Source organism: Mycobacterium sp. NGS41, assembly GCF_059812725.1.
In genome coordinates this window covers 25,878-46,851 of the sequence record NZ_JCALDF010000038.1, presented here as the reverse complement: position 1 = coordinate 46,851, position 20,974 = coordinate 25,878, and the positions used below count along the sequence as shown (strand labels likewise).

At 65.1% G+C, this 20,974-nt stretch carries 24 protein-coding genes; 15 read left to right on the top strand and 9 right to left on the bottom strand.

Annotated elements, in window-relative coordinates; all coding sequences use genetic code 11:
* Positions 1 to 90 precede the first annotated feature (90 nt).
* The 5 genes from AC5Y21_RS23380 to AC5Y21_RS23360 all read left to right on the top strand — a co-directional run bounded on the left by AC5Y21_RS23380 (position 91) and on the right by AC5Y21_RS23360 (position 3,773).
* A complete protein-coding gene (locus AC5Y21_RS23380; protein WP_499916006.1) occupies positions 91 to 369 on the top strand; it encodes a putative holin in 279 nt (92 codons plus the stop codon).
* Positions 362 to 922, top strand: coding sequence for a hypothetical protein (locus tag AC5Y21_RS23375; RefSeq protein WP_499916004.1), 561 nt, complete (start codon positions 362 to 364; stop codon positions 920 to 922). Before AC5Y21_RS23380 ends, AC5Y21_RS23375 begins: the two co-directional genes overlap by 8 nt.
* A 77-nt stretch (positions 923 to 999) precedes the next feature.
* Complete coding sequence (gene lpdA / locus AC5Y21_RS23370) at positions 1,000 to 2,394, top strand: dihydrolipoyl dehydrogenase (protein ID WP_499916002.1); 1,395 nt, start codon at positions 1,000 to 1,002, stop codon at positions 2,392 to 2,394.
* Positions 2,395 to 2,398: 4 nt separating this feature from the next.
* The gene (locus AC5Y21_RS23365) at positions 2,399 to 3,424 is read left to right on the top strand and encodes a hypothetical protein (RefSeq protein ID WP_499916000.1); all 1,026 of its coding nucleotides are present in this window, start codon (positions 2,399 to 2,401) and stop codon (positions 3,422 to 3,424) included.
* A 94-nt stretch (positions 3,425 to 3,518) separates the two neighbouring features.
* Positions 3,519 to 3,773, top strand: coding sequence for a hypothetical protein (locus tag AC5Y21_RS23360; protein ID WP_499916012.1), 255 nt, complete (start codon positions 3,519 to 3,521; stop codon positions 3,771 to 3,773).
* Between the two features lie 18 nt (positions 3,774 to 3,791).
* Here AC5Y21_RS23360 and AC5Y21_RS23355 read toward each other — a convergent pair whose 3' ends face one another.
* The 3 genes from AC5Y21_RS23355 to ramB all read right to left on the bottom strand — a co-directional run bounded on the left by AC5Y21_RS23355 (position 3,792) and on the right by ramB (position 6,995).
* On the bottom strand, positions 3,792 to 4,853 hold the full coding sequence (locus tag AC5Y21_RS23355; protein ID WP_499915998.1) for a type III polyketide synthase: 1,062 nt from the start codon (positions 4,851 to 4,853) through the stop codon (positions 3,792 to 3,794).
* A gap of 160 nt (positions 4,854 to 5,013) precedes the next feature.
* Positions 5,014 to 5,571 (bottom strand): carboxymuconolactone decarboxylase family protein, encoded by a 558-nt coding sequence (locus tag AC5Y21_RS23350; RefSeq protein ID WP_499915996.1) that lies wholly within the window; start codon positions 5,569 to 5,571, stop codon positions 5,014 to 5,016.
* Positions 5,568 to 6,995 (bottom strand): acetate metabolism transcriptional regulator RamB, encoded by a 1,428-nt coding sequence (ramB, locus tag AC5Y21_RS23345; protein WP_499915994.1) that lies wholly within the window; start codon positions 6,993 to 6,995, stop codon positions 5,568 to 5,570. Before ramB ends, AC5Y21_RS23350 begins: the two co-directional genes overlap by 4 nt.
* A 171-nt stretch (positions 6,996 to 7,166) precedes the next feature.
* Here ramB and AC5Y21_RS23340 point away from each other — a divergent pair, with 171 nt between their 5' ends.
* From AC5Y21_RS23340 to AC5Y21_RS23325, 4 genes are all read left to right on the top strand, one after another.
* Positions 7,167 to 7,970 (top strand): acyl-ACP thioesterase domain-containing protein, encoded by an 804-nt coding sequence (locus AC5Y21_RS23340; protein WP_499915992.1) that lies wholly within the window; start codon positions 7,167 to 7,169, stop codon positions 7,968 to 7,970.
* Between the two features lie 308 nt (positions 7,971 to 8,278).
* Positions 8,279 to 9,565 carry an isocitrate lyase gene (gene aceA, locus AC5Y21_RS23335; protein WP_499915990.1) on the top strand — a complete coding sequence of 429 codons (1,287 nt, stop codon included), beginning with the start codon at positions 8,279 to 8,281 and terminating at the stop codon, positions 9,563 to 9,565.
* A 99-nt stretch (positions 9,566 to 9,664) separates the two neighbouring features.
* Positions 9,665 to 10,519 (top strand): 3-hydroxybutyryl-CoA dehydrogenase, encoded by an 855-nt coding sequence (locus AC5Y21_RS23330; RefSeq protein ID WP_499915988.1) that lies wholly within the window; start codon positions 9,665 to 9,667, stop codon positions 10,517 to 10,519.
* 95 nt (positions 10,520 to 10,614) lie between these two features.
* The gene (locus AC5Y21_RS23325) at positions 10,615 to 11,475 is read left to right on the top strand and encodes a cyclopropane mycolic acid synthase family methyltransferase (RefSeq protein WP_499915986.1); all 861 of its coding nucleotides are present in this window, start codon (positions 10,615 to 10,617) and stop codon (positions 11,473 to 11,475) included.
* 3 nt (positions 11,476 to 11,478) lie between these two features.
* On the opposite strand, the gene pcaA is transcribed toward AC5Y21_RS23325, so the two are convergent.
* The 3 genes from pcaA to AC5Y21_RS23310 form a co-directional block, all read right to left on the bottom strand.
* Entirely contained in the window at positions 11,479 to 12,342 is an 864-nt protein-coding gene (pcaA, locus tag AC5Y21_RS23320; RefSeq protein WP_499915984.1) for a cyclopropane mycolic acid synthase PcaA, read from the bottom strand.
* A 140-nt stretch (positions 12,343 to 12,482) separates the two neighbouring features.
* Positions 12,483 to 13,502 carry a prenyltransferase gene (locus tag AC5Y21_RS23315; protein ID WP_499915982.1) on the bottom strand — a complete coding sequence of 340 codons (1,020 nt, stop codon included), beginning with the start codon at positions 13,500 to 13,502 and terminating at the stop codon, positions 12,483 to 12,485.
* 9 nt (positions 13,503 to 13,511) lie between these two features.
* Positions 13,512 to 14,216: a TetR/AcrR family transcriptional regulator gene (locus AC5Y21_RS23310; RefSeq protein ID WP_499915980.1), complete on the bottom strand. Its 705-nt coding sequence runs from the start codon at positions 14,214 to 14,216 to the stop codon at positions 13,512 to 13,514.
* A 114-nt stretch (positions 14,217 to 14,330) separates the two neighbouring features.
* On the opposite strand from AC5Y21_RS23310, the gene AC5Y21_RS23305 reads away from it, so the two are divergent.
* The 6 genes from AC5Y21_RS23305 to deoC all read left to right on the top strand — a co-directional run bounded on the left by AC5Y21_RS23305 (position 14,331) and on the right by deoC (position 18,520).
* Positions 14,331 to 15,677 carry a DUF445 domain-containing protein gene (locus tag AC5Y21_RS23305; RefSeq protein ID WP_499916010.1) on the top strand — a complete coding sequence of 449 codons (1,347 nt, stop codon included), beginning with the start codon at positions 14,331 to 14,333 and terminating at the stop codon, positions 15,675 to 15,677.
* Positions 15,678 to 15,744: 67 nt separating this feature from the next.
* Positions 15,745 to 16,161, top strand: a complete 417-nt coding sequence (locus tag AC5Y21_RS23300; RefSeq protein ID WP_499915978.1) for a helix-turn-helix domain-containing protein — start codon at positions 15,745 to 15,747, stop codon at positions 16,159 to 16,161.
* Between the two features lie 253 nt (positions 16,162 to 16,414).
* Positions 16,415 to 17,017 (top strand): heparin-binding hemagglutinin HbhA, encoded by a 603-nt coding sequence (hbhA, locus tag AC5Y21_RS23295; protein WP_499915976.1) that lies wholly within the window; start codon positions 16,415 to 16,417, stop codon positions 17,015 to 17,017.
* Between the two features lie 103 nt (positions 17,018 to 17,120).
* Positions 17,121 to 17,396 (top strand): DUF2516 family protein, encoded by a 276-nt coding sequence (locus tag AC5Y21_RS23290; protein WP_499916008.1) that lies wholly within the window; start codon positions 17,121 to 17,123, stop codon positions 17,394 to 17,396.
* A 3-nt stretch (positions 17,397 to 17,399) separates the two neighbouring features.
* The gene (locus tag AC5Y21_RS23285; RefSeq protein WP_499915974.1) at positions 17,400 to 17,843 is read left to right on the top strand and encodes a DUF2599 domain-containing protein; all 444 of its coding nucleotides are present in this window, start codon (positions 17,400 to 17,402) and stop codon (positions 17,841 to 17,843) included.
* Complete coding sequence (deoC, locus tag AC5Y21_RS23280) at positions 17,843 to 18,520, top strand: deoxyribose-phosphate aldolase (RefSeq protein ID WP_499915972.1); 678 nt, start codon at positions 17,843 to 17,845, stop codon at positions 18,518 to 18,520. The genes AC5Y21_RS23285 and deoC overlap by 1 nt, the downstream gene beginning before the upstream one ends.
* Positions 18,521 to 18,535: 15 nt before the next feature.
* On the opposite strand, the gene AC5Y21_RS23275 is transcribed toward deoC, so the two are convergent.
* From AC5Y21_RS23275 to AC5Y21_RS23265, 3 genes are read right to left on the bottom strand one after another with little or no spacing between them, the layout of a single operon-like run.
* Complete coding sequence (locus tag AC5Y21_RS23275) at positions 18,536 to 19,570, bottom strand: LmeA family phospholipid-binding protein (RefSeq protein WP_499915970.1); 1,035 nt, start codon at positions 19,568 to 19,570, stop codon at positions 18,536 to 18,538.
* Positions 19,567 to 20,409, bottom strand: coding sequence for a carbon-nitrogen hydrolase family protein (locus AC5Y21_RS23270; protein WP_499915968.1), 843 nt, complete (start codon positions 20,407 to 20,409; stop codon positions 19,567 to 19,569). The genes AC5Y21_RS23275 and AC5Y21_RS23270 overlap by 4 nt, the downstream gene beginning before the upstream one ends.
* A gap of 29 nt (positions 20,410 to 20,438) precedes the next feature.
* A complete protein-coding gene (locus tag AC5Y21_RS23265) occupies positions 20,439 to 20,963 on the bottom strand; it encodes a DUF2505 domain-containing protein (protein WP_499915966.1) in 525 nt (174 codons plus the stop codon).
* Positions 20,964 to 20,974 lie beyond the last annotated feature (11 nt).

Genomic DNA, 20,974 nt, shown 5'->3' with positions numbered 1-20,974 from the left:
GCGGGGCGGGGTCGTCGGTCTCGACGACAACGACGCAGCGTCGGGAATATGCCCGGTCAGCACGTCGTAACCCCAGTAAGGTCGTAGACCGTGATCCCGCTTCCGCGTCCTTGGCTGCTGGCTGGCGCCATGCTGATGGGCATCGCGGTGGGGCAGTTGGCGGGGGTGGCGTCTACCTTGTTGGTCCATGCCCGGGTCCGGCCGGACGTCGTGATTGCGTTGGTGGTCGGGATTCCCAGCGTGATCGGGTTGCTGGTGACCCTGCTGTCCGGGCGTCGGTGGGCGACGATGCTGGGTGCCTTCATCCTGGCGCTGGCGCCGGGCTGGTTCGGCGTGCTCGTCGTTATCCAGGTTGCCTCCGGTGGCTGACAAAGAGCCTGAGTCCAACCCCGGGACCGAGCCGTTCACGCCGGACTTCGACACCGGCGAACCGTCGGTGCCCTTTGTGCCGAACTTCGACGACGACTCCGAACCCCTACCGATCGCACAACCCGAGGAGCCCCCGGCAGAGCCTCCCGCGCCGGCCGCCGTCTCAGCAGAGGACTCCGCGCCCGAGGCGCCCGAGCCGGCTGTCACGCCGGTCACCGTGCCGGGGCGATACCAATACCTGAGGTGGTGGAAGTTCGTTCTGGTGGTCCTCGGCGTATGGCTCGCCGCGACGCCCGTCGGGCTGAGCCTGTTCTATTGGTGGTTCCACACCATCGACAAGACGTTGCCGGTGTTCATGGTCCTGGTCTACGTCGTCGCGTGCTCGGTGGCCGGCGTGCTGCTGGCGATGGTCCAGGACCGGCCGCTGATCGCGGCTCTGTCGCTCGCGGTGCTGTCGGGGCCGTTTGCCTCGGTCGCCGCGGCGGCCCCGCTGTACGGCTATTACTACTGCGAGCGCACCGGCCGCTGTCTGCTCAGTGTTATTCCCTACTGACTTCGTCATTCCCTACTGACTTCGTCATTCCGTACTGACGGTCTTGTCGGGCGTGCGCAAACGTTAGGGTAGTGCCCGTGACTCACTATGACGTCGTCGTCGTCGGGGCCGGTCCCGGCGGATATGTGGCCGCCATCCGTGCCGCGCAACTCGGTCTGAACACCGCAGTCGTCGAACCCAAATACTGGGGCGGCGTCTGCCTCAACGTCGGCTGTATCCCGTCCAAAGCGCTGCTGCGCAACGCCGAGCTCGTCCACATCGTCACCAAGGAAGCCAAGACTTTCGGCATCAGCGGCGAGGCGACCTTCGACTACGGGATCGCCTTCGACCGCAGCCGAAAGGTGGCCGATGGCCGCGTCGCCGGTGTGCATTTCCTGATGAAGAAAAACAAGATCACCGAGATCCACGGCTACGGCCGATTCACCGACGCCCACACGCTGTCGGTCGACCTCAACGACGGTGGCAGCGAGACGGTCACGTTCGACAACGCCATCATCGCCACCGGCAGCAGCACCCGGCTGGTGCCCGGCACGTCACTGTCGGAAAACGTGGTGACCTACGAAGAACTGATTCTGTCCCGGGAGCTGCCGAAGTCGATCGTCATCGCCGGAGCCGGCGCCATCGGCATGGAGTTCGGCTACGTGCTGAAGAACTACGGCGTCGACGTGACGATCGTTGAGTTCCTGCCGCGGGCGCTGCCCAACGAGGACCCCGACGCCTCCAAGGAGATCGAGAAGGCCTTCAAGAAGCTGGGCGTCAAGGTCCTCACCGGAACCAAGGTCGAGTCCATCACCGACGATGGCTCCGAGGTCACGGTGTCGGTCAGCAAGGACGGCAAGTCCGACGAGCTCAAGACCGACAAGGTGTTGCAGGCCATCGGGTTTGCGCCCAACGTCGAGGGCTACGGTCTGGACAAGGCCGGCGTCGAGCTGACCGACCGCAAGGCCATCGGCATCACCGACTACATGCAGACCAGCGTGCCGCATATCTATGCGATCGGTGACGTCACCGGCAAGCTGCAGCTGGCCCATGTTGCCGAGGCGCAAGGCGTGGTGGCGGCCGAAACCATCGCCGGCGCAGAGACTTTGGCGCTCGGCGACTACCGCATGCTGCCGCGCGCCACGTTCTGTCAGCCCAACGTCGCCAGCTTCGGGCTCACCGAGCAGCAGGCCCGCGACGAAGGCTACGACGTGGTGGTGGCCAAGTTCCCGTTCACCGCCAACGGCAAGGCGCACGGCGTGGGCGACCCCAGCGGGTTCGTCAAGCTGGTGGCCGACGCCAAATACGGCGAACTGATTGGCGGGCACCTGGTTGGCCATGACGTCTCCGAGCTGCTGCCCGAGCTCACGCTGGCGCAGAAGTGGGACCTCACGGCAAACGAGTTGGCGCGCAACGTGCATACCCATCCGACGATGTCGGAGGCGCTGCAGGAGTGCTTCCACGGCCTGGTCGGCCACATGATCAACTTCTGACGCAATGCGCCGGCTCACCTTGGTGGCGGCTTTGGTCGCGCTGGTGGGCGGTGTGCTGTTCGTCGTCTGTCATCAACCGCATCCGGTCCGTCATGCGGCGCCGAATGCCCCGACCCGCCCGAATTCCGTGGCACCGATCCCCCCGCCGCCGGCACCCGAACTGAGCGGCTACCCGGAGGTTTCGGCCGACGACTACCTCGTCGACGACCAGTACCGACAGCTGCGGTATCTGTACTTCCGCACCCCAGACGGGCTGACCTGCTGGATTGGTTGGTCCGCCGGTTGCCACGGTGCGCTGCGCGGGACGCCTGCACCTGCCAATGAGGTCGAGCTGGCGGGCTATGGTCAGATCGCCGGCGACATCGAGTTTTCCGCATTCCACCAGCTGTCCGGCCCATGGGGCCCGGCGCCCGGCGTCAAGCCTCCGGGTGATGCGAAGACGCTGCCGGTTGGACACCAGATCAGCTACGGCGACTTCCACTGTGCGATCGCGACCGGGGAGACAACCATGTGTGCCCTCGGCTCACCGGCGACGGTCTGGTTCGTGCTGTCGCCGGACCACAGCGGCATCGGCCCTCGAACTCCGGGCCTGCCGGACAAGTTCCCCGAACCGCACGACTTCGTCGTCGACGACCGGAGTTACACCGTCGGGTCCGGCGGCAAGAACATGTTTCCCTACTTCACCGTCGCATCCGGATTGGCTTGCAACATCGTCATTTTCAGCGGCGGTGCGTTCGGTTGCGACGGGCCGCTGCCCGGCGTGCAACACGGCGAAAACGAGATCTACGTGGACTTGAACGGTCGTCAGGTCGGCATGCGCAAGGCCGACGGCGTGAGGTTTGGGACGCCGCGCTATCCCGGGAAGGTCCAGCAACTGGCCGCCCAGCATCGGATCAACTACACGTACGAGAGGTACTGCACCTGCATGGCGACCAGTGACGGTGGCGTGGCCTGCTACGCCGGACCGCAGGGCAAGCGCAGCGGCTTTGTGGTGTCAGCGGATTCGGCGTGGACGTTCGGCGGCTTTTAGCAAGGTCGCGGCCGTCACATACGATGTCGGGGTGGCGAAACTCCGAACCGCAGGCCCACCGCAGCAAAGGGCGGGCCGATCCACCGAAACGATCGTGGGCGCGATCGCCGGTTTGGTCGCCGGCTACGTGCTGTGGCTGGTGGCCATCTCGGTTGGAGATTCCCTGACCACCGTGGGCAAGTGGAGTTTGGCGGTGCTGCTGTTGTCGGGCGCACTGGCCGCCGGCGCGGTCATGGGAGGCCTGCTGATGCATTGGCGCCGCAGGTATTTCGCGGCCGCGTTCGCGTTCGGCGTGTCTGTGCTGCCGGTGGTGTTGGCGCTGGCGGTGCTGGCCAACATCTACCTTTGATCGTCTTGCGCGCGCGAATCAGTGCCAGCGCAGCAACACGAGTTCGGAACACAAGCCAGGACCCATCGCGATCATCAGGCCCGGGCTTCCGCTGGGCGGCGGTTTGGCGAGGGTGTCGCGCAGCACATGCAGCACCGACGCCGACGACAGATTGCCCACCTCACCGAGCGAACGCCACGTCAGTTCCAGCGCCTCCGGTGGCAGGTCGAGCGCCGCGTTGATCGCGTCGATGATCTTGGGACCGCCGGGATGGACAACCCAGCCGCCGATATCGGTGGTGGCCAGGCCGTGCGTGGCCAGAAACGAAATGACGTCCTCGCCAATGTTTTGCTCCAGTGCACTCGCCACGTCCTTGGACAACACGAGTTCAAACCCTCCGCTGCCCACGTCGTAGCCCATCTCGTGCAGCGTGTCGGGATAAAGACAACTGCGCGAATCGCAGATATCCGGGCCGCTGGCGCCGACGTGTTCGGCGCGACGCTCGCCCACGGCAACCACCGCTGCAGCTCCGTCAGCAAACAGCGCACTGCCCACCGAACCGGCTAGCGACGGCTTGTATCCCGGGTAGGTGAGTGAGCAGAGCTCGACTGAGATCAGGGCCCCAACGCTGTCCGGCATACCGCGCAGGAAGTCGTGCAGCCGCGCTACCCCGGCCGCCCCGGCCACGCAGCCAAGGCCAAACAGCGGCACCCGCCGCACGTCATCGCGCAAGCCCAGCCGCCCGGCGATCCGGGCGTCGATCGAGGGCACCGCGAGTCCGGTGACCGTCGTGGTAATGAGCAGGTCGAGGTCTTGTGGTTGCAGCCCCGCCTCGTCCAGCGCGCCTACCAGCGCCTCGCACCCGAGATCAACGGCGTTTTCGATGAAGATCCGGTTGGCCTGGCCGAAGTCGGCCAGTTCTCGATATTTTTCCTTCGGCAGGACGAGGTGACGGCCGTTGACCTTAGCGCTGGCATGCAGCTGTCGAACGAGGTCGTCGTAACCCTCGAACTCTCCGATGCTGAGAAAAAGATCGGTCAGTTCCCGCTGTGAATAGCGATATGGCGGCAACGCGCCAGACACACCTGCAATGACGCTCATTGTCCCCACCCCTGGTAACGCGCATCTCGGTCGAACGAGTTAACCGGATCGCTTAGAGCCGAAGTCTAGACGGCTAGCGGTGCGCCGTCATGCAGATGAGCAAAATGCAGCCAGATTCGTTCGGTTGCGATGCCGGCCCCGTACCCGGCCGGGCCGGTCTTTAACGCGGGTTGTCCAATGGGATGTCAAGGGCGTGCATGGTCGCGGCCAGCCCGTCGTATTGGCTTGCCAGCAAGCAGAATTCGATCAGTTGCCGCCGATCCAAGTGGTCCGCCAGTCGCTGCCAGGTCGCGTCGGTAACCGTGCGGTCCATCACGAACTCGTCGGTGGCCGCCAGCAGTGACTGCTGGCGGGCGGTCAGGCTGTTGCGGGCATCTGCCGACACGTCCGGCCAGGCGAAGATCGTGGCCTGTAAGTCCGCGTTCAGGCCCTGAGCGCGCGCCATGCTGCGGTGATGCTGCAGCTCGTATTCGCAAGACCGCAGATGCGCGACGCGCAGGATCACCAACTCGGTGTCGATTGCCGGCAGCCGTCCCCGCAACAGTCGGCCGCTGTAGGCCGACCACGTCCAGAACAGCAGCTGGCGCTGTCCCAACGTGGTGAACAGATGCATCTCCGGCGCCTTCACCTTGCGTGCCGCCAGCTTGGCGAGGACCCAGTTGATCGGTCCCAGCTCGCGGAAGCGGCCCGAGGGGATGCGGCCTTGCGGGCCGGTCACGGTTGTTTCACCAAGTACGGGGACACGGTGCTGCGGTGTTCGTCGAGATCCAGCGCGCGGCCCAGCGCGGGGAAGGCCCGCTGCGGGCACCGGTCGCGTTCGCAGACGCGGCAACCGGCGCCGATCGGCGTGGCCACAATGTTCGCATCCCCCGACAAGTCGAGTCCTTCCGAGTAGACGAGCCGGTGTGCGTGGCGAAGCTCGCAGCCCAGCCCGATCGCGAAGGTTTTACCGGGCTGACCATATCGTGCGGCGCGGCGTTCCACGGTGCGGGCCACCCACAGGTAGTTCCGGCCGTCGGGCATCTGCGCGATCTGGACCAGGATCTTGCCCGGGTTGGCGAAGGTTTCGTAGACGTTCCACAACGGGCAGGTGCCGCCGCTGGAGGAGAAGTGAAAGCCCGTGGCGGACTGGCGTTTTGACATGTTGCCTGCCCGGTCCACCCGGACGAACGAGAACGGGACGCCCCGCATCGACGGCCGCTGCATCGTGGACAGCCGGTGCGCGATGGTCTCGTAGCTCACCGAGTAGAACGCCGACAGCCGCTCGACGTCATACCGGAAGTTCTCCGCCACGTCGTGGAACTGGCGGTAGGGCAGCACCGCGGCCGCAGCGAAGTAGTTGGCCAGCCCGAGCCTGGCCAGGGTGCGGGACTCGGCGCTGGTGAACTTGCCGTCCTCGACCATGGTGTCGATCAGCTCGCCGAACTCGAGAAACGCCAACTCGGCGGCCATCTTGAACACCTGCTGGCCCGACGAGAGGTGGTTGCTGATCTCCAGCGTGTTGGCCTTGGGGTCGTAGCGGTGCAGCACGCTGTCACCGAGATCGATGCGCTTGGTGATGCGCACCCCGTGCACCTCGGTGAGCCGGCGGGTCAACTCGCGGGCCAGGTCGCCGTGATGCATCCGCATCTGCATGGTCAGGTCTTCGGCAGCGGTGTCCAGCTCGTGCAGATAGTTCTGACGCTCGTAGAAGTAGTCGCGCACCTCTTCGTGGGGCATGGTGATCGACCCGCTGCCGCTGCTGCCGTCGAAGAAGCGCTCTTCGGTGGCCGCCGCCAGCTGCGCGGTGGTGATCCGGTAACGCCGGTGCAGGTTGACGACCGCGCGGGCCAGGGCGGGATGGGCGCTGACCATCTCGGCGACTTCGGTCGGGTCGACGTTGATGTCCAGATCGCGGTCCGTCGTCACCTCACGTAGTTCGGCAACCAGCCGGGTGTCGTCCTGCGGGGCGAAGAACGTGGCGTCCACCCCGAACACCTCGCTGATCCGGAGCAGTACCGCCACCGTCAACGGGCGGACGTCGTGTTCGATCTGATTGAGGTAACTCGGCGAGATCTCCAGCATCTGGGCCAGTGCGGCTTGACTGAAGCCCCGCTCGTTGCGCAGCTGGCGCACCCGTGAGCCGACGAACGTTTTGGACACCGAACCGATGTTACCCTGCACTGTTAAGGTCAGATTTGCAGAGTTTGCACACCGCAGGCGCGGCGGTTTTTTTGGAATTTCGCCGATCGCGTTGGCATGATTCGCAGCGGGGATCCCGGGTAGGGCTGGGAATACCGCCTACGAAAACGGAGAGTAACGGGGAGCGCAGTCTTGAGCCTGGACAAATCAATGATGCCGGTTCCAGACGGCAGCCCCGACGTGTTCGATCGCGAATGGCCACTGCGCGTCGGCGACATCGACCGCACCGGCCGGCTGCGGCTGGACGCGGCCTGCCGGCACATCCAAGACATCGGTCAGGACCAGCTGCGCGAGATGGGCTTCGAGGAGACCCATCCGCTGTGGATCGTGCGTCGCACCATGGTCGACCTGATACGTCCCATCGAGTTCCAGGACATGCTGCGCTGCCGGCGCTGGTGCTCGGGCACCTCGAACCGGTGGTGTGAGATGCGGGTCCGCATCGATGGTCGCAAGGGCGGCCTGATCGAGTCCGAGGCCTTCTGGATTCACGTCAACCGGGAGACTGAGATGCCGGCCCGAATCGCCGACGACTTCCTGGCGGGCCTGCACAAGACCACCTCGGTCGACCGGCTGCGGTGGAAGGGTTATCTGAAGCCGGGCAGCCGCGACCCGATCTCCGAAGCGTCGGAGATTCATGAGTTCCCGGTCCGGGTCACCGACATCGACTTGTTCGACCACATGAACAACTCGGTCTATTGGAGTGTGGTCGAGGACTACCTGGCGTCGCACGCCGAGCTGCTGGCCGGACCGCTCCGGGTGACCATCGAGCACGAGGCGCCGGTGGCGCTGGGCGACAAGCTCGAAATCATCTCTCACATCCACCCGCCCGGCTCCACCGAGAAGTTCGGTCCGGGTCTGACCGATCGCAGTGTTACAACGCTCACATACGCGGTTGGCGACGAGACTAAAGCCGTCGCCGCGCTCTTCTCGCTCTAACCGGACAAGCGTCCTGTTATTTACCGGTTGACCTGCGGATTCTTGTTACTGGCCGGTAGTTTCTGAAACGGTTAAGTTCCGAGGTGGCTTCGCAAGATTTGCAAAATGACCACAGGTCATAGCCAAAATTTGCAAGTGAAATGGGTGGACCAGCGGGAATGGCCTGTGCCAAGGTCGGGTTAGCACGTTAGTGAAATTCAGCCCGAAGTGAAGTTCAGTCCGAAGCTTCCGACCTAGCGGTGGGCTGGACACATCAAGCAACTCAGTCAATGCCTGACCGAACAAAATGACCGATAAGGAGCAGCCACATGTCTGTCGTTGGCACCCCGAAGAGCGCTGAGCAGATCCAGCAGGACTGGGACACCAATCCGCGCTGGAAGGACGTCACGCGTACCTACCGCGCCCAGGATGTCGTGGCCCTGCAGGGCAGCGTCGTCGAGGAGCACACCCTGGCCCGCCGCGGCGCCGAGGTGCTCTGGAGCCAATTGCACGACCTGGAGTTCGTTAACGCACTCGGCGCCCTCACCGGCAACATGGCCGTGCAGCAGGTGCGTGCCGGGTTGAAGGCCATCTATCTGTCGGGTTGGCAGGTCGCCGGTGACGCCAACCTCTCCGGCCACACCTACCCGGACCAGAGCCTCTACCCGGCCAACTCGGTGCCGCAGGTGGTGCGCCGGATCAACAATGCGCTGCTGCGTGCCGACGAGATCGCCAAGGTCGAGGGCGACACCTCGGTGGAGAACTGGCTCGCTCCGATCGTCGCCGACGGCGAGGCCGGCTTCGGCGGCGCGCTCAACGTCTACGAGCTGCAAAAGGCCATGATCGCCGCGGGTGTCGCCGGCTCGCATTGGGAGGACCAGCTGGCTTCGGAGAAGAAGTGCGGCCACCTGGGCGGCAAGGTGCTGATCCCCACCCAGCAGCACATCCGGACTTTGACCTCCGCCCGGCTCGCGGCTGACGTGGCCGGCGTGCCGACCGTCGTCATCGCCCGCACGGACGCCGAGGCCGCCACGCTGATCACCTCCGACGTCGACGAGCGCGACCGTCCGTTCATCACCGGCGACCGCACCTCCGAAGGTTTCTACCGGGTGAAGAACGGCCTGGAGCCGTGCATCGCCCGCGCCAAGGCCTACGCGCCGTACTCCGACCTGATCTGGATGGAGACCGGCACGCCGGACCTGGAGCTGGCCCGCAAGTTCGCCGAGGGCGTGAAGAGCGAGTTCCCCGACCAGATGCTGGCCTACAACTGCTCGCCGTCGTTCAACTGGAAGAAGCACCTCGACGACGCGACCATCGCAAGGTTCCAGAAGGAGCTGGGCGCAATGGGATTCAAGTTCCAGTTCATCACCCTGGCCGGCTTCCACGCGCTGAACTACTCGATGTTCGACCTGGCCTACGGCTACGCCCGCAACCAGATGAGCGCCTACGTCGAGCTGCAGGAGCAGGAGTTCGCCGCCGAGGAGCGTGGCTACACCGCGACCAAGCACCAGCGCGAGGTCGGCGCCGGTTACTTCGACCGGATCGCCACGACCGTGGACCCGAAGTCGTCGACCACCGCTCTGGTTGGTTCCACCGAAGAGGGCCAATTCCACTGAGTTAGGTTGAGTTAGTCTGCCGAGCAGACGCGGAGTCGCACTCTTGCAGCCCAATTGATGCGATTCTGCGTCTGCTCGCGCGTATGAGAGGAGTGATCCGTGGCAATCGAGCGGGTTGGGGTTGTCGGAGCAGGGCAGATGGGGTCCGGCATCGCCGAGGTCTCGGTGCGCGCGGGCGTGGAAGTACGGGTGTTCGAGACCACCGACGCGCTGATCACCGCGGGCCGCAACCGCATCGTCAAGTCGCTGGAGCGGGGCGTCAGCGCCGGCAAGGTGACCGAGCGCGAGCGGGACCGTGCGCTCGACAACCTCACCTTCACCACCGACCTGAACGACCTGGCCGACTGCCAGCTGGTGATCGAGGCCGTCATCGAAGACGAGGCCGTCAAGGCCGCGATCTTCGCCGACCTCGACCGGGTGGTCACCAATCCGGACGCGGTGCTCGCGTCGAACACGTCCAGCATCCCGATCATGAAGATCGCGGCGGCAACCAAGAATCCGCAGCGCGTGCTGGGCCTGCACTTCTTCAACCCGGTACCGGTCTTGCCGCTGGTCGAGCTGGTCAGCACGCTGGTCACCGACGAGGCCGCCGCCGCTCGCACAGAGGAGTTTGCCGGCGCGGTGCTGGGCAAGCAGGTGGTGCGCTGTTCGGACCGGTCCGGCTTCGTGGTGAACGCGCTGCTGGTGCCCTACCTGCTTTCGGCGATCCGGATGGTCGAGGGGGGATTCGCCTCCGTCGAGGACGTCGATAAGGCCGTCGTTGCCGGGCTGTCGCACCCGATGGGCCCGCTTCGGCTGTCCGACCTGGTCGGCCTGGACACCCTCAAGCTGATCGCCGACAAGTTGTACGAGGAATTCAAGGAGCCGCATTACGGGCCGCCGTCGCTGTTGCTGCGGATGGTCGAGGCGGGTCTGCTCGGCAAGAAGTCCGGGCAGGGGTTCTACACGTACTAAGGCAATTTCAGCGACGACTCGGCTGGGTCGCGTTAAAGCCGTTGTTTGAACCCTGTACCATTCTCGCGTCAGACAACGAAAGGGGCATCTCGGGCATGCCGCAGTTAAGGCCGTACTACGAAGAGTCGCAATCGATTTATGACATCTCGAACGAGTTTTTCGCATTATTCCTAGACCCGACGATGGGTTACACCTGCGCATACTTCGAGCGTGACGACATGACCCTCGAAGAAGCGCAAAACGCCAAATTCGATTTGGCGCTGGGCAAGCTGAACCTCGAGCCTGGGATGACGCTGCTGGACATCGGCTGCGGCTGGGGCGGGGCACTGGTACGGGCGATCGAAAAGTACGACGTCAACGTCATCGGAATCACCCTGAGCCGCAACCAGTTCGAGTACAGCAGAGCGAAACTGAGCGCAATCCCGACCGACCGCACCGTCGAGCTGCGACTGCAGGGTTGGGAAGAGTTCGAGGACAAGGTCGACCGGATTGTCACCATCGGCGCCTTCGAGGCATTCAAGATGGAGCGTTATGCCGCATTCTTCGACCGCGCCTACAACATCCTCCCCGACGATGGCCGGATGTTGCTGCACACAATTCTGACGTATCAATGGCAAGAGATGCCCGCCCGCGGCATCACGCTGACAATGAGCGATATTCGATTCGCCCGATTCATTGGCACAGAGATTTTCCCGGGCGGACAGCTACCGGCCCAGGAAGACATTTTCAAGTTTGCTCAGAAGGCGGGGTTCTCGGTCGAAAAGGTGCAACTGCTCCGTGAGCATTACGAGCGGACGCTGAACATTTGGGCAGCCAATCTGGAGGCCAACCGCGAGCAAGCGATCGCGATCCAGTCCGAAGAGGTCTATGACCGTTACATGCACTATTTGACCGGCTGCGAGAACTTCTTCCGCAAAGGCATCAGCAACGTGGGGCAGTTCACCCTGGTGAAGTAGGGCCTACTTTTCCAACGTGAACTGATCGACGTCCGTGTAACCCGTGCGGAACAGCTTCGCGCAGCCGGTGAGGTACTTCATGTAGCGGTCGTAGACCGTCTCCGACTGGATCGCGATCGCTTGCTCGCGGTTGGCCTCGAGTGCGGTGGCCCACAGGTCCAGGGTTCGCGCATAGTGCAGCTGCAGCGACTGGACCCGGGTCAACTTGAATCCGGCCGCGACGGCGTACTCCTCGACCGACGCGGGAGTCGGCAACCAGCCACCCGGGAAGATCTCGGCCAGGATGAACTGGGTGAAGTGAACGACTTCGCGCGTCAACGGGATGCCCTTCGCGCGGGCTTCTCTGAAGGCGGGCCGCACGATGGTGTGCAGCAGCATCGCGCCGTCGCTCGGCAGCACGCGGTAGGCCATCTTGAAGAACGGGCCCCAGCGCTGCCGGCCGAAGTGCTCGAACGCCCCGATTGAGACAATCCGGTCGACGGGCTCGTCGAACTTCTCCCAACCTTCCAGTAACACTCGCCTGCTGCGGGTGGTGTCCAACTCGTCGAACGACTTCTGGACGTGGGCGGCCTGATTCTCCGACAACGTCAGGCCCACGACGTTGACGTCGTACTTCTCGACGGCACGCCGAAGCGTGGCGCCCCAGCCACAGCCGATGTCCAGCAGCGTCATCCCGGGCTGCAGGCCCAGCTTGCCCAGCGCCAGGTCGATCTTGGCGAGTTGAGCCTCCTGCAGCGTCATATCGTCGCGCTCGAAATAGGCGCAGCTGTATGTCTGGGTGGGGTCGAGGAACAGCCGGAAGAAGTCGTCGGAGAGGTCGTAGTGAGCTTGCACATTCCCGAAATGCGGCGTCAGCTGTGCGGCCATGACGAGTAGAGCCTTTCTGTGGTCACAGAGGCTCTAATGGCGCAACAAACGCACCAAACGCCCCCGATGCAATCAGTGCATGCTAGCCGCAAAACCTGTCAAAGTCCTTAACGGGCCGGGGCCCCTATTTCATAGAAAACTCATAACGTACGCATAATTGCGCCGGCGGCCAGGCCCACCACCAACAGCGCACCCGCCTGCCGTACGTGCAACCAGGCCAGCGCGGCGTACCACAGCGGCCACACCGGAAAATTCGGCGGCGGCTCCTCGGGCGGCGGGCGGCGGAAATACGGCCACACCTTCACCAGCCGGGGCAGCGCCAATACGACGACCAACGCCGGCCACGGCATCGCCCCCACCGCCACCGCGCCGGCGACCAGCGCGTAGAACCCGACCATCATGCCCAGCGTGACGACGCGGGCACGCGCTTCGCCGAGCATCACCGGCAGCGTCCGAATGCCCAGCGGTTCGTCGTATGGGATCTTGTCGATGTGCTTGCCCATCAGCACGGTGGTGCACAACAAGCCGTAGGGCAGCGACGCCAAAACGATATTCCAGCCAACCCAGCCCGCGCTACCGACCGCCGAGTAGTAGGTGCCGCAGACCATCAACGGGCCCCACACGACGAAAACATCGGGTTCGCCGAGGCCACGCTTTTTCAGCCGTAGCGGCGGCGCGGTGTAAGCAAAGCTCAGGACAAACCCGCTCAGCGCGAAGGACACGACGGGCCAGCCGCGCGCCCAGGTCAAGATGACCAGGATCGCCAGGTCGGCGACGTTGACCGCGAGAATCGCCAGCCCCAGCGTGCGCCGGCTGACCAGCCCGGACAGTACCGGGTGCGGAGCGTAGAGAGCGCGAGGGTAAGTCGCGCTGTCGGTGCCGACCTGGGTGTCGTAGAGGTCGTTCATCAGGTTGTTGGCGGTGTGCGCCAACGTGATGCCGACTACGGCCAGGACCAGCCAGCGCCAGTCCAGCCCGGGCTTCCCGATTGCCAGCAGCGCGGCGACCAGCCCGGCGAACAGCGTCATCGGTAGCAGTGCGGCGCGGGTGACGACAAGCCAGCGGGTGACCGCGTCGATCGGCCCATCCGGTGGCGGATTGGTGGTGCGCAATGCGTATGCCCACGACTTCAGCCGTGAGCCGGCGCTCACCTCAGGCATTCAACCAGCTTAGACCTGCTCCCACGGCCCCACGATCGGCGAAGGGTGCGGCTGCCCGCGGAATTTTTCCAGCGATCCGCCGGCCTCGACGATCCCGCACAGTGCACTCCAGCTCAGCATCGTCAGGTAGCCGATGAGCTCGTCGGTGCTCATGCGCGGATTCGACATCCACGAGTGGGTGGCCAACTGCACACCGCCGACAATCAGGTACGCCCACGGCTCCACCCCGCCGGTGTCCATCCCGGCCTCGAGCATGCGCCGGCGCAGCATCACCGCGATCATGCGGGCGATGATCCGCTCGGAGTCGGCGATCACCTTGCTCTTGCTGCCCGAGCTGTTCGCCATCACGAAGCCGTACGGCTCCGGTTCGTTCGCCACGGTTTCGACGTACACCCGGATTACCTCGCGGGTCAGGTCGTACCCGTCGAGATTGGACGACAGTGCGGCGGCCATGTTGGGGATCAGCGTGGTTTGCGCGAAGCGCATCATCACCGCGGTGGTCAGGTCGTTCTTGTCGACGAAGTAGCGGTAGAGCACGGTCTTGGAGACGCCGATCTCGGCGGCGATTTCATCCATGGAGAGGTTGCGGCCCTGCCGGCGAATCGCCTCGATCGTGCCGTCCACCAACTCGTTTCGGCGCTCCACCTTATGTTGGTGCCAGCGCCGCTTGCGGCCGTCCGTCTTAGCGGTCACCGCCGGGATATGCTCTGCCACTTTCGCCGATTTCCCATTCACTAGACGCCCTCGATACTACGGCGGGTAGGGCGGTCGGGCGGGAGGTGCTCACCGCTGCACAGCGGTGTCGGCCGCGTGCTGGTGGATGATGGTGTGGTGGCACACAGAGCCCCACATCCAGGAGACGCGCCGCCGGAGGTGACGCGTCCGGCCCGCGCCTCCTTCGCGGAGTCGTTCGCCGCGGCCGATCCGGTGGCGGACGCCGAACGGCGGCGCGGGCTGCGCCGGATGAAAGTGGTGGCGCTGAGCTTCTTGATCGGTGCCACCGGTTTGTTCCTCGCCTGTCGGTGGGCTCAGGCGCACGGCAGCACCGTCGCCTGGGTTGGCTACGTCCGTGCCGCCGCGGAGGCCGGCATGGTGGGGGCGCTGGCGGACTGGTTCGCGGTTACCGCGCTGTTCAAGCACCCGCTGGGCATCCCGATCCCGCACACCGCGATCATCAAGCGCAAGAAGGACCAGCTCGGCGAGGGCCTGGGCACGTTCGTGCGGGAGAACTTCCTGTCGCCGGCGGTGGTGGAGACCAAGCTGCGCGACGCCCAGGTGCCCGGACGACTCGGTAAGTGGCTGTCCGACATTTCCCACGCCGAGCGGGTGGCGAACGAGACGGCGACGGTGTTGCGGGTGCTGGTGGAGCTGCTGCGCGACGACGACGTGCAACAGGTGATCGATCGCATGATCGTGCGCCGCATCGCCGAGCCGCAGTGGGGTCCCCCGGTGGGCCGGGTGCTGGCGACGCTGTTGGCCGAGAACCGGCAGGAAGCCCTGATCCAATTGCTGGCCGACCGGGCGTTCCAGTGGTCACTCAATGCCGGCGAGGTCATCCAGCGGGTGGTCGAGCGCGACTCGCCGAGCTGGTCGCCCCGCTTCGTCGACCACATGGTCGGCGATCGCATCCACCGTGAGTTGATGGACTTCACCGACAAGGTGCGCCGCAACCCGGACCACGAGTTGCGGCGTTCGGCGACGCGCTTCCTGTTCGAATTCGCCGACGACCTACAACACGACCCGGCCACCATCGCGCGCGCGGATGCGATCAAAGAGCAGCTCATGGCGCGCGACGAGATCGCCAACGCGGCCGCGACCGCGTGGAAGACGCTGAAGCGGCTGGTGCTCGAGGGCGTGGACGACCCATCGAGTGCGTTGCGCACCCGGATTGCCGACGCCGTGGTTCGAATTGGTGAGTCGCTGCGTGACGACGCCGATTTGCGCGACAAGGTCGACAACTGGATGGTGCGCGCCGCACAGCATCTGGTCTCGCAATATGGGGTGGAAATCACCGCGATCATCACCGAGACGATCGAGCGTTGGGACGCGGAGGAAGCCAGCCGGCGCATCGAGCTGCACGTCGGCCGCGACTTGCAGTTCATCCGGATCAACGGCACCGTGGTAGGTGCGCTGGCGGGTCTGGTGATTTACGCCGTCGCGCAGGTGCTGTTCTGACGAGTGCTAACAAGCTGCTTGCAATAGCAAGCATTCGTCCGTATTCTGGTGCACCGAGGAGGCACCAATGTCGGAGGAGAAGCTCACCACCAAGGTGTCCACGGCTGCTTCCGATATGGCCTCAGACATCGGCAGCTTCATCAGAAGCCAGCGTGAGACGGCTCATGTGTCGGTGCGCCAGCTCGCGGAGCGGTCCGGTGTCAGCAATCCGTATTTGAGTCAGGTCGAGCGGGGACTGCGCAAGCCGTCCGCCGACGTCCTGAACCAGATCGCAAAGGCGCTGCGGCTTTCCGCCGAGGTCCTATACGTGCGGGCCGGCATCCTCGAGCCCAGCGAGCCGAGCCCGGTGCGCGACGCGATCATCACCGATACGGCGATAACCGAGCGTCAGAAGCAGGTCCTGCTCGACATCTACGCGTCGTTCACCTTCCAAAACGAAACGATCCATGAGGAGTGTCCGAGCCAAACCGACACCGCCGATTGAGCTAGTCGCCAGGACGGCGTCACAACGTCGTGGGCCGTAATCGGAGGGGCCTAAGAGCAGCGTCCATGCTGCCTAGGGGTGACACTCGACCACTCGTAGACCCGACAAATCAGGAGGTTTTCCGCAAGCCGCGTGCCATGTCAATCCGCGGGTCTTGACTACTCCTTCAGCAGGAGCCAACGCTTGCCCTAACTTCCAGACCAGACCAGATACGCACTAAGGCCGAACGTAACAACCCATGAAAGGAAGAAACATGGCTAAAACTGAAAACGCGAACATCGAGGACCTGCGGGCTCCGTTGCTGGCGGCGCTTGGCGCGGCCGACTTGGCCCTGGCGACTGTCAACGACCTGGTCGCGGAACTGCGCGAGCGCGCAGGGGAGCGACGCACCGACACCCGCAGCCGGGTTGAGGAGAGCCGCGCCCGTTTGACCAAGCTTCAGGAGAACCTGCCGGAGCAGCTGCGCGAGCTTCGTGAGAAGTTCACCTCCGACGAGCTGCGCAAGGCGGCCGAGGGCTACCTGGATGCTGCGACCAACCGGTACAACGAGCTGGTCGAGCGCGGCGAGGCCGCCCTGGAGCGGCTGCGCAGCCAGTCCGGCTTCGAAGACGCTTCGGCGCGTGCCGAGGGCTACGTCGACCAGGCCGTCGAGCTGACGCAGGAGGCGCTGGGCACCGTTGCGCAGCAGACCCGCGCGGTCGGCGAGCGTGCCGCCAAGCTGGTCGGCATCGAGCTGCCCGCCAAGAAGGCCCCGGCCAAGAAGGCTCCGGCCAAGAAGGCTGCTCCGGCCAAGAAGGCTGCCGCCAAGAAGGCCCCGGCCAAGAAGGCTCCGGCCAAGAAGGTCACCCAGAAGTAGTTCGACCGAAAACACCACTCGACTCCGAGTTGCCCTGCTTGAGGGCAGCTCGGAGTCGACGTTTAGGGCGGTGCCCGCATACGCTTGATGCGTGAACCAGGTCGTGTATGACGTCATGTTGGTCTTGTTGGTCGCCGTCTTGGTGACGGCGGTGTACGCATTTGTCCACGCGGCGATGCAGCGATCCGACGCCTACACCGCCGTCAACAAGCTGACCAAGCCGGTGTGGTTATTGATCCTCGCCGGTGCAGTGGCGATGACCTCCATCCTGTATCCAATTTTCGGCGTGCTCGGGATGGTGATAGCCGCCTGCGCGGCCGGCGTGTATCTGGTCGACGTACGGCCCAAACTTCTTGAGATTCAAGGTAAGTCGCGCTAAAGAATGAAAGCCCTGCTGGCGCCGGTGGTGGTGTTTGTTACCGTGCTCGGCGCCGCCCCCGCTTCCGCCGATCCCGACACCGGAGTAGTCAATCCGTCCGGCCCCCCGGGCACCTCGTATGCGCCGCCGTTCGTGGATCACACCCAATGGGCGCACTGGGGACATGTGACCAGCCTGCGGGTATACCCCACGCCGCATGGGCGCGCGGCTGCCCGGCAGGCCGGCACGACTGCCGCCGCCGACGAGGCGTGGGCGGAGGTGCTGGCCCTGTCGCCGGACGCCGACACCCCCGGCATGCGCGCCCAGTTCATCTGCCACTGGCAGTTCGCCGAGTTCGCGCAACCCGGCAAGACCAGCTGGAATCTCGAGCCGTGGCGTCCGGTCGTCGACGACTCCGAGATGATCGCCTCGGGCTGCAATCCGGGCGGCCCCGAAGAGCCTTCTTGATGCCGGGCCGACTGACTCGGGAGCAGCTGGCCGCGCTCGTCGACCACACGCTGCTCAAGCCAGAGGCCACCGCTGCCGACGTCGCCGCGCTGGTCGACGAAGCCGCCGAGCTGGGCGTCTACGCGGTTTGCGTCTCGCCGCCGATGGTCACCACCGCGGTCCAAGCCGGAGGGGGTGTGCGGGTGGCCGCGGTGGCGGGGTTTCCGTCGGGCAAGCACCTGTCTGCGGTCAAGGCGCACGAGGCGGCCGCGGCCGTCGCATCCGGTGCCAGTGAGGTCGACATGGTCATCGACGTCGGCGCCGCGCTGGCCGAAGACTTCGATGCAGTGCGGTCCGACATCGAGGCGGTCCGTGCCGCCACCGCCGGAGCCGTACTCAAGGTGATCGTCGAGTCAGCGGTGCTGCTCGGGCAGGCAGACCCGCACACCGTGGCAGCTGTGTGTCGCGCCGCCGAGGCGGCGGGCGCGGACTTCGTCAAGACCTCGACCGGGTTTCATCCCGCCGGTGGCGCGTCGGTTCAGGCCGTCGCGCTGATGGCGGAGGCGGTCGGCGGGCGGCTCGGCGTCAAAGCCAGTGGCGGCATCCGCACCGCGGCCGACGCGATCGCGATGCTGGACGCCGGAGCCACCCGGTTGGGCCTGTCCGGCACCCGAGCGGTGCTCGACGGGCTCAGCTGACCGCCGGCCCGGCCGTCACAGGTTAGAGAAGCAGGAGTCTTTCGACCCACCCGCGGGGATGGTGGCGTTCTGGGTAGAGAAATGGGCCACCACACTGTTCGACGTGACCTCCACACTGTCGGCGTGAATGCCCAGTGGCAGGTTCTTGGTCGCGTCGGACGTGTATTTGTTCAGCTGCGACTGCGCGGAATCCTTGGGCAGGGAAAAGCCCAGCGCGTTGAAGGTGATGATCTGCAGGTCAATGCCGCCGCCGGACACCACCGGCTTGACCACCATGTTGTCCAACATGCCCTTCAGTTCGATGGTGCCGTCGTTGGGGTGGGTGGTCACGGTGTTGCTGACGAATTTAGACAGCCCCTGCAGCTTGGTTGCGATCGAATCCTTGATGCCCTGCGCGGTCCACGTGAAGGTGGCATTGATCGAGCCGATGGTCCCCTTGGAATCAGCGGTGTTGTTGATCTGGACGTTCTGGATGTTGAAGTTCAGCGTCGCCCCTTTGGCGTTCTTGACCTGGTTGCCGGCCGTCTCCACGGAAATATTGGTGTAGTGCTTGGTGATCACCTGCCACAGCACCAACGGCGCCACACTGAACTTCGCGGTGGCTTTGTCCTGGAACTCGCATGCCGCGGCCGAGGCGACTCTGCTGGTCGCTTCATTGCGCACGTACAGCTCCGCTCCGATCACCCCTGCGACCACCACCGCCAGCACAATGACGAGCACCAAAACGATGGACAGCGGACCGCGAAGACGCCGTTTCTTCTTCGGCGCGGCGGGCTCTTCCTTCGGCGCAGCCGCCTGCTCTCGGGCGGGTCCAGGCGGCACCGGTGGCGGCGGGTAGCCGGGCTGTTGCGGGTTTGCACGGGGCGCGCCGAACCGCTCGGTCGGACCCGGCAACTTGCCGGGCACCGTTTGCCCTTGATCGGGAGCACCACCCTGAGGGTGCCTGCCGCGGAGCCGCTCAGTTGGTGCCTGCGGATTGCCATAGGGACCCTGGTTGCCCGGACGCCCCCACGCCGATGGGTCGTTGGGCGGTCCTTGCGGATTCGTCACCCTGGCGATTCTGCCCTATCAAGCTGAATAAAGTGCGACTGATTTCGCAGCACCGCGATGTTTTCCCGAGCGGCTGCCACCTTGGCGACGTCGATGTCGGCGACCACCAGTTGCGGGTCGGCGCCCGCCGACGCCACTACCTCGCCCAACGGTGACGCCACCAGGCTGCCGCCCACCCCGGTTGGCGCTTTTGAGCTCGATTCCCGGCCCGGTGTGGGGTCGGCCTGACCGGCTGCCGCTACGTAACTCATCGAGTCCAGCGCCCGGGCGCGGGCCAGTAACGTCCACTGCTCGAGTTTGCCGGGGCCCGAACCCCACGACGCGCAGACGACGATCAGCTGGGCACCGCGACGGGCCAGTTCGGTGTAGAGCGCCGGAAAACGAATGTCGTAGCAAACGCTCAGGCCCACCCGTACGTCGTCGACGTCGACTACGACCGGTTCGTCCCCCGCCGCGACGGTGCGTGACTCGGCGAAGCCGAACGCGTCGTACAGGTGGATCTTGTGGTAGTGCGCGTCGGGCCGATTGGGTGCGCCCGGGCCGGCGGCGATCAGCGTGTTCATCACCCGCCCGTCGCCGGCGGGCGTGAACATCCCGGCGATCACGGTGATGCCGGCCTGGGTCGCGATCTGCCGGAGACCCTCGGCCCACGGTCCGTCGGGACCGTTCACAGGCTCGGCGATCGGTGCCAGCGGGACGCCGAACCGGCACATGGTCGCCTCAGGGAAGACCACCAGCGTCGCGCCGGCCTCGGCGGCCCGGTCGGTGTATTCGCGCACCAGCTGCAGGTTTGCGGCCTTGTCGGTGCCGCTGAGTATCTGCGCCAGCGCGATTCGCATGTTTCCCAGCCTAGAAGCTCGCCGAAGGCTCAGGCGTGGGCCGCGATCCACTTCGCGGTAAAGCGCTGCTCTGCTTCCACCACAGCGGCCAGTTGGGCGCCGATGATCTTCTCGATCTTGCCGCCGATAAGCGGAACGCGCACCTGGACGCTGGCCTGGAAGTCCACCCGGGACCAGCCCGACTCGGCGACGGGCGACAGGACGGCGGTGCCGGACAGCGTTGCCGGCGCGTCAACGATCTCTCCGGCCAGGGTTGCCGTCGCGGTGCCGTCGGTGATCGGCCCCCAGGTTTCCTTGCGCCTGACGCTGAGGTCGCCCCGGTGCAGCTGCGTGATCAGGCCCGGCAGATGTTGGCTGTGGATCACCTGCAGGATGACGACCTCCACGGTGCCGTCGTTTCCCGATTCACCGCCGACGCGCATCGACTCCAGCGTCGCTTCGCTGGCACCGGAATCGGCCAGGCGGGCCAGCCAGTACTCCCTGTCGGTGAAAGCGCGATAAACGTCTTCGACGGTGCCCTGGTATTCGGCGGTCATGTCGAATGAGCGCGGCATAGCAGGCCAGG

Bases quoted from the DNA above. Each gene is read 5' to 3' on its own strand.
- AC5Y21_RS23365 (WP_499916000.1), top strand. From the start codon at position 2,399: ATGCGCCGGCTCACCTTGGTGGCGGCTTTGGTCGCGCTGGTGGGCGGT.
- AC5Y21_RS23355 (WP_499915998.1), bottom strand. From the start codon at position 4,853: ATGAGCGTCATTGCAGGTGTGTCTGGCGCGTTGCCGCCATATCGCTAT.
- aceA (WP_499915990.1), top strand. From the start codon at position 8,279: ATGTCTGTCGTTGGCACCCCGAAGAGCGCTGAGCAGATCCAGCAGGAC.
- AC5Y21_RS23325 (WP_499915986.1), top strand. From the start codon at position 10,615: ATGCCGCAGTTAAGGCCGTACTACGAAGAGTCGCAATCGATTTATGAC.
- pcaA (WP_499915984.1), bottom strand. From the start codon at position 12,342: ATGGCCGCACAGCTGACGCCGCATTTCGGGAATGTGCAAGCTCACTAC.
- AC5Y21_RS23315 (WP_499915982.1), bottom strand. From the start codon at position 13,502: ATGCCTGAGGTGAGCGCCGGCTCACGGCTGAAGTCGTGGGCATACGCA.
- AC5Y21_RS23300 (WP_499915978.1), top strand. From the start codon at position 15,745: ATGTCGGAGGAGAAGCTCACCACCAAGGTGTCCACGGCTGCTTCCGAT.
- hbhA (WP_499915976.1), top strand. From the start codon at position 16,415: ATGGCTAAAACTGAAAACGCGAACATCGAGGACCTGCGGGCTCCGTTG.
- AC5Y21_RS23285 (WP_499915974.1), top strand. From the start codon at position 17,400: ATGAAAGCCCTGCTGGCGCCGGTGGTGGTGTTTGTTACCGTGCTCGGC.
- deoC (WP_499915972.1), top strand. From the start codon at position 17,843: ATGCCGGGCCGACTGACTCGGGAGCAGCTGGCCGCGCTCGTCGACCAC.
- AC5Y21_RS23270 (WP_499915968.1), bottom strand. From the start codon at position 20,409: ATGCGAATCGCGCTGGCGCAGATACTCAGCGGCACCGACAAGGCCGCA.
- AC5Y21_RS23265 (WP_499915966.1), bottom strand. From the start codon at position 20,963: ATGCCGCGCTCATTCGACATGACCGCCGAATACCAGGGCACCGTCGAA.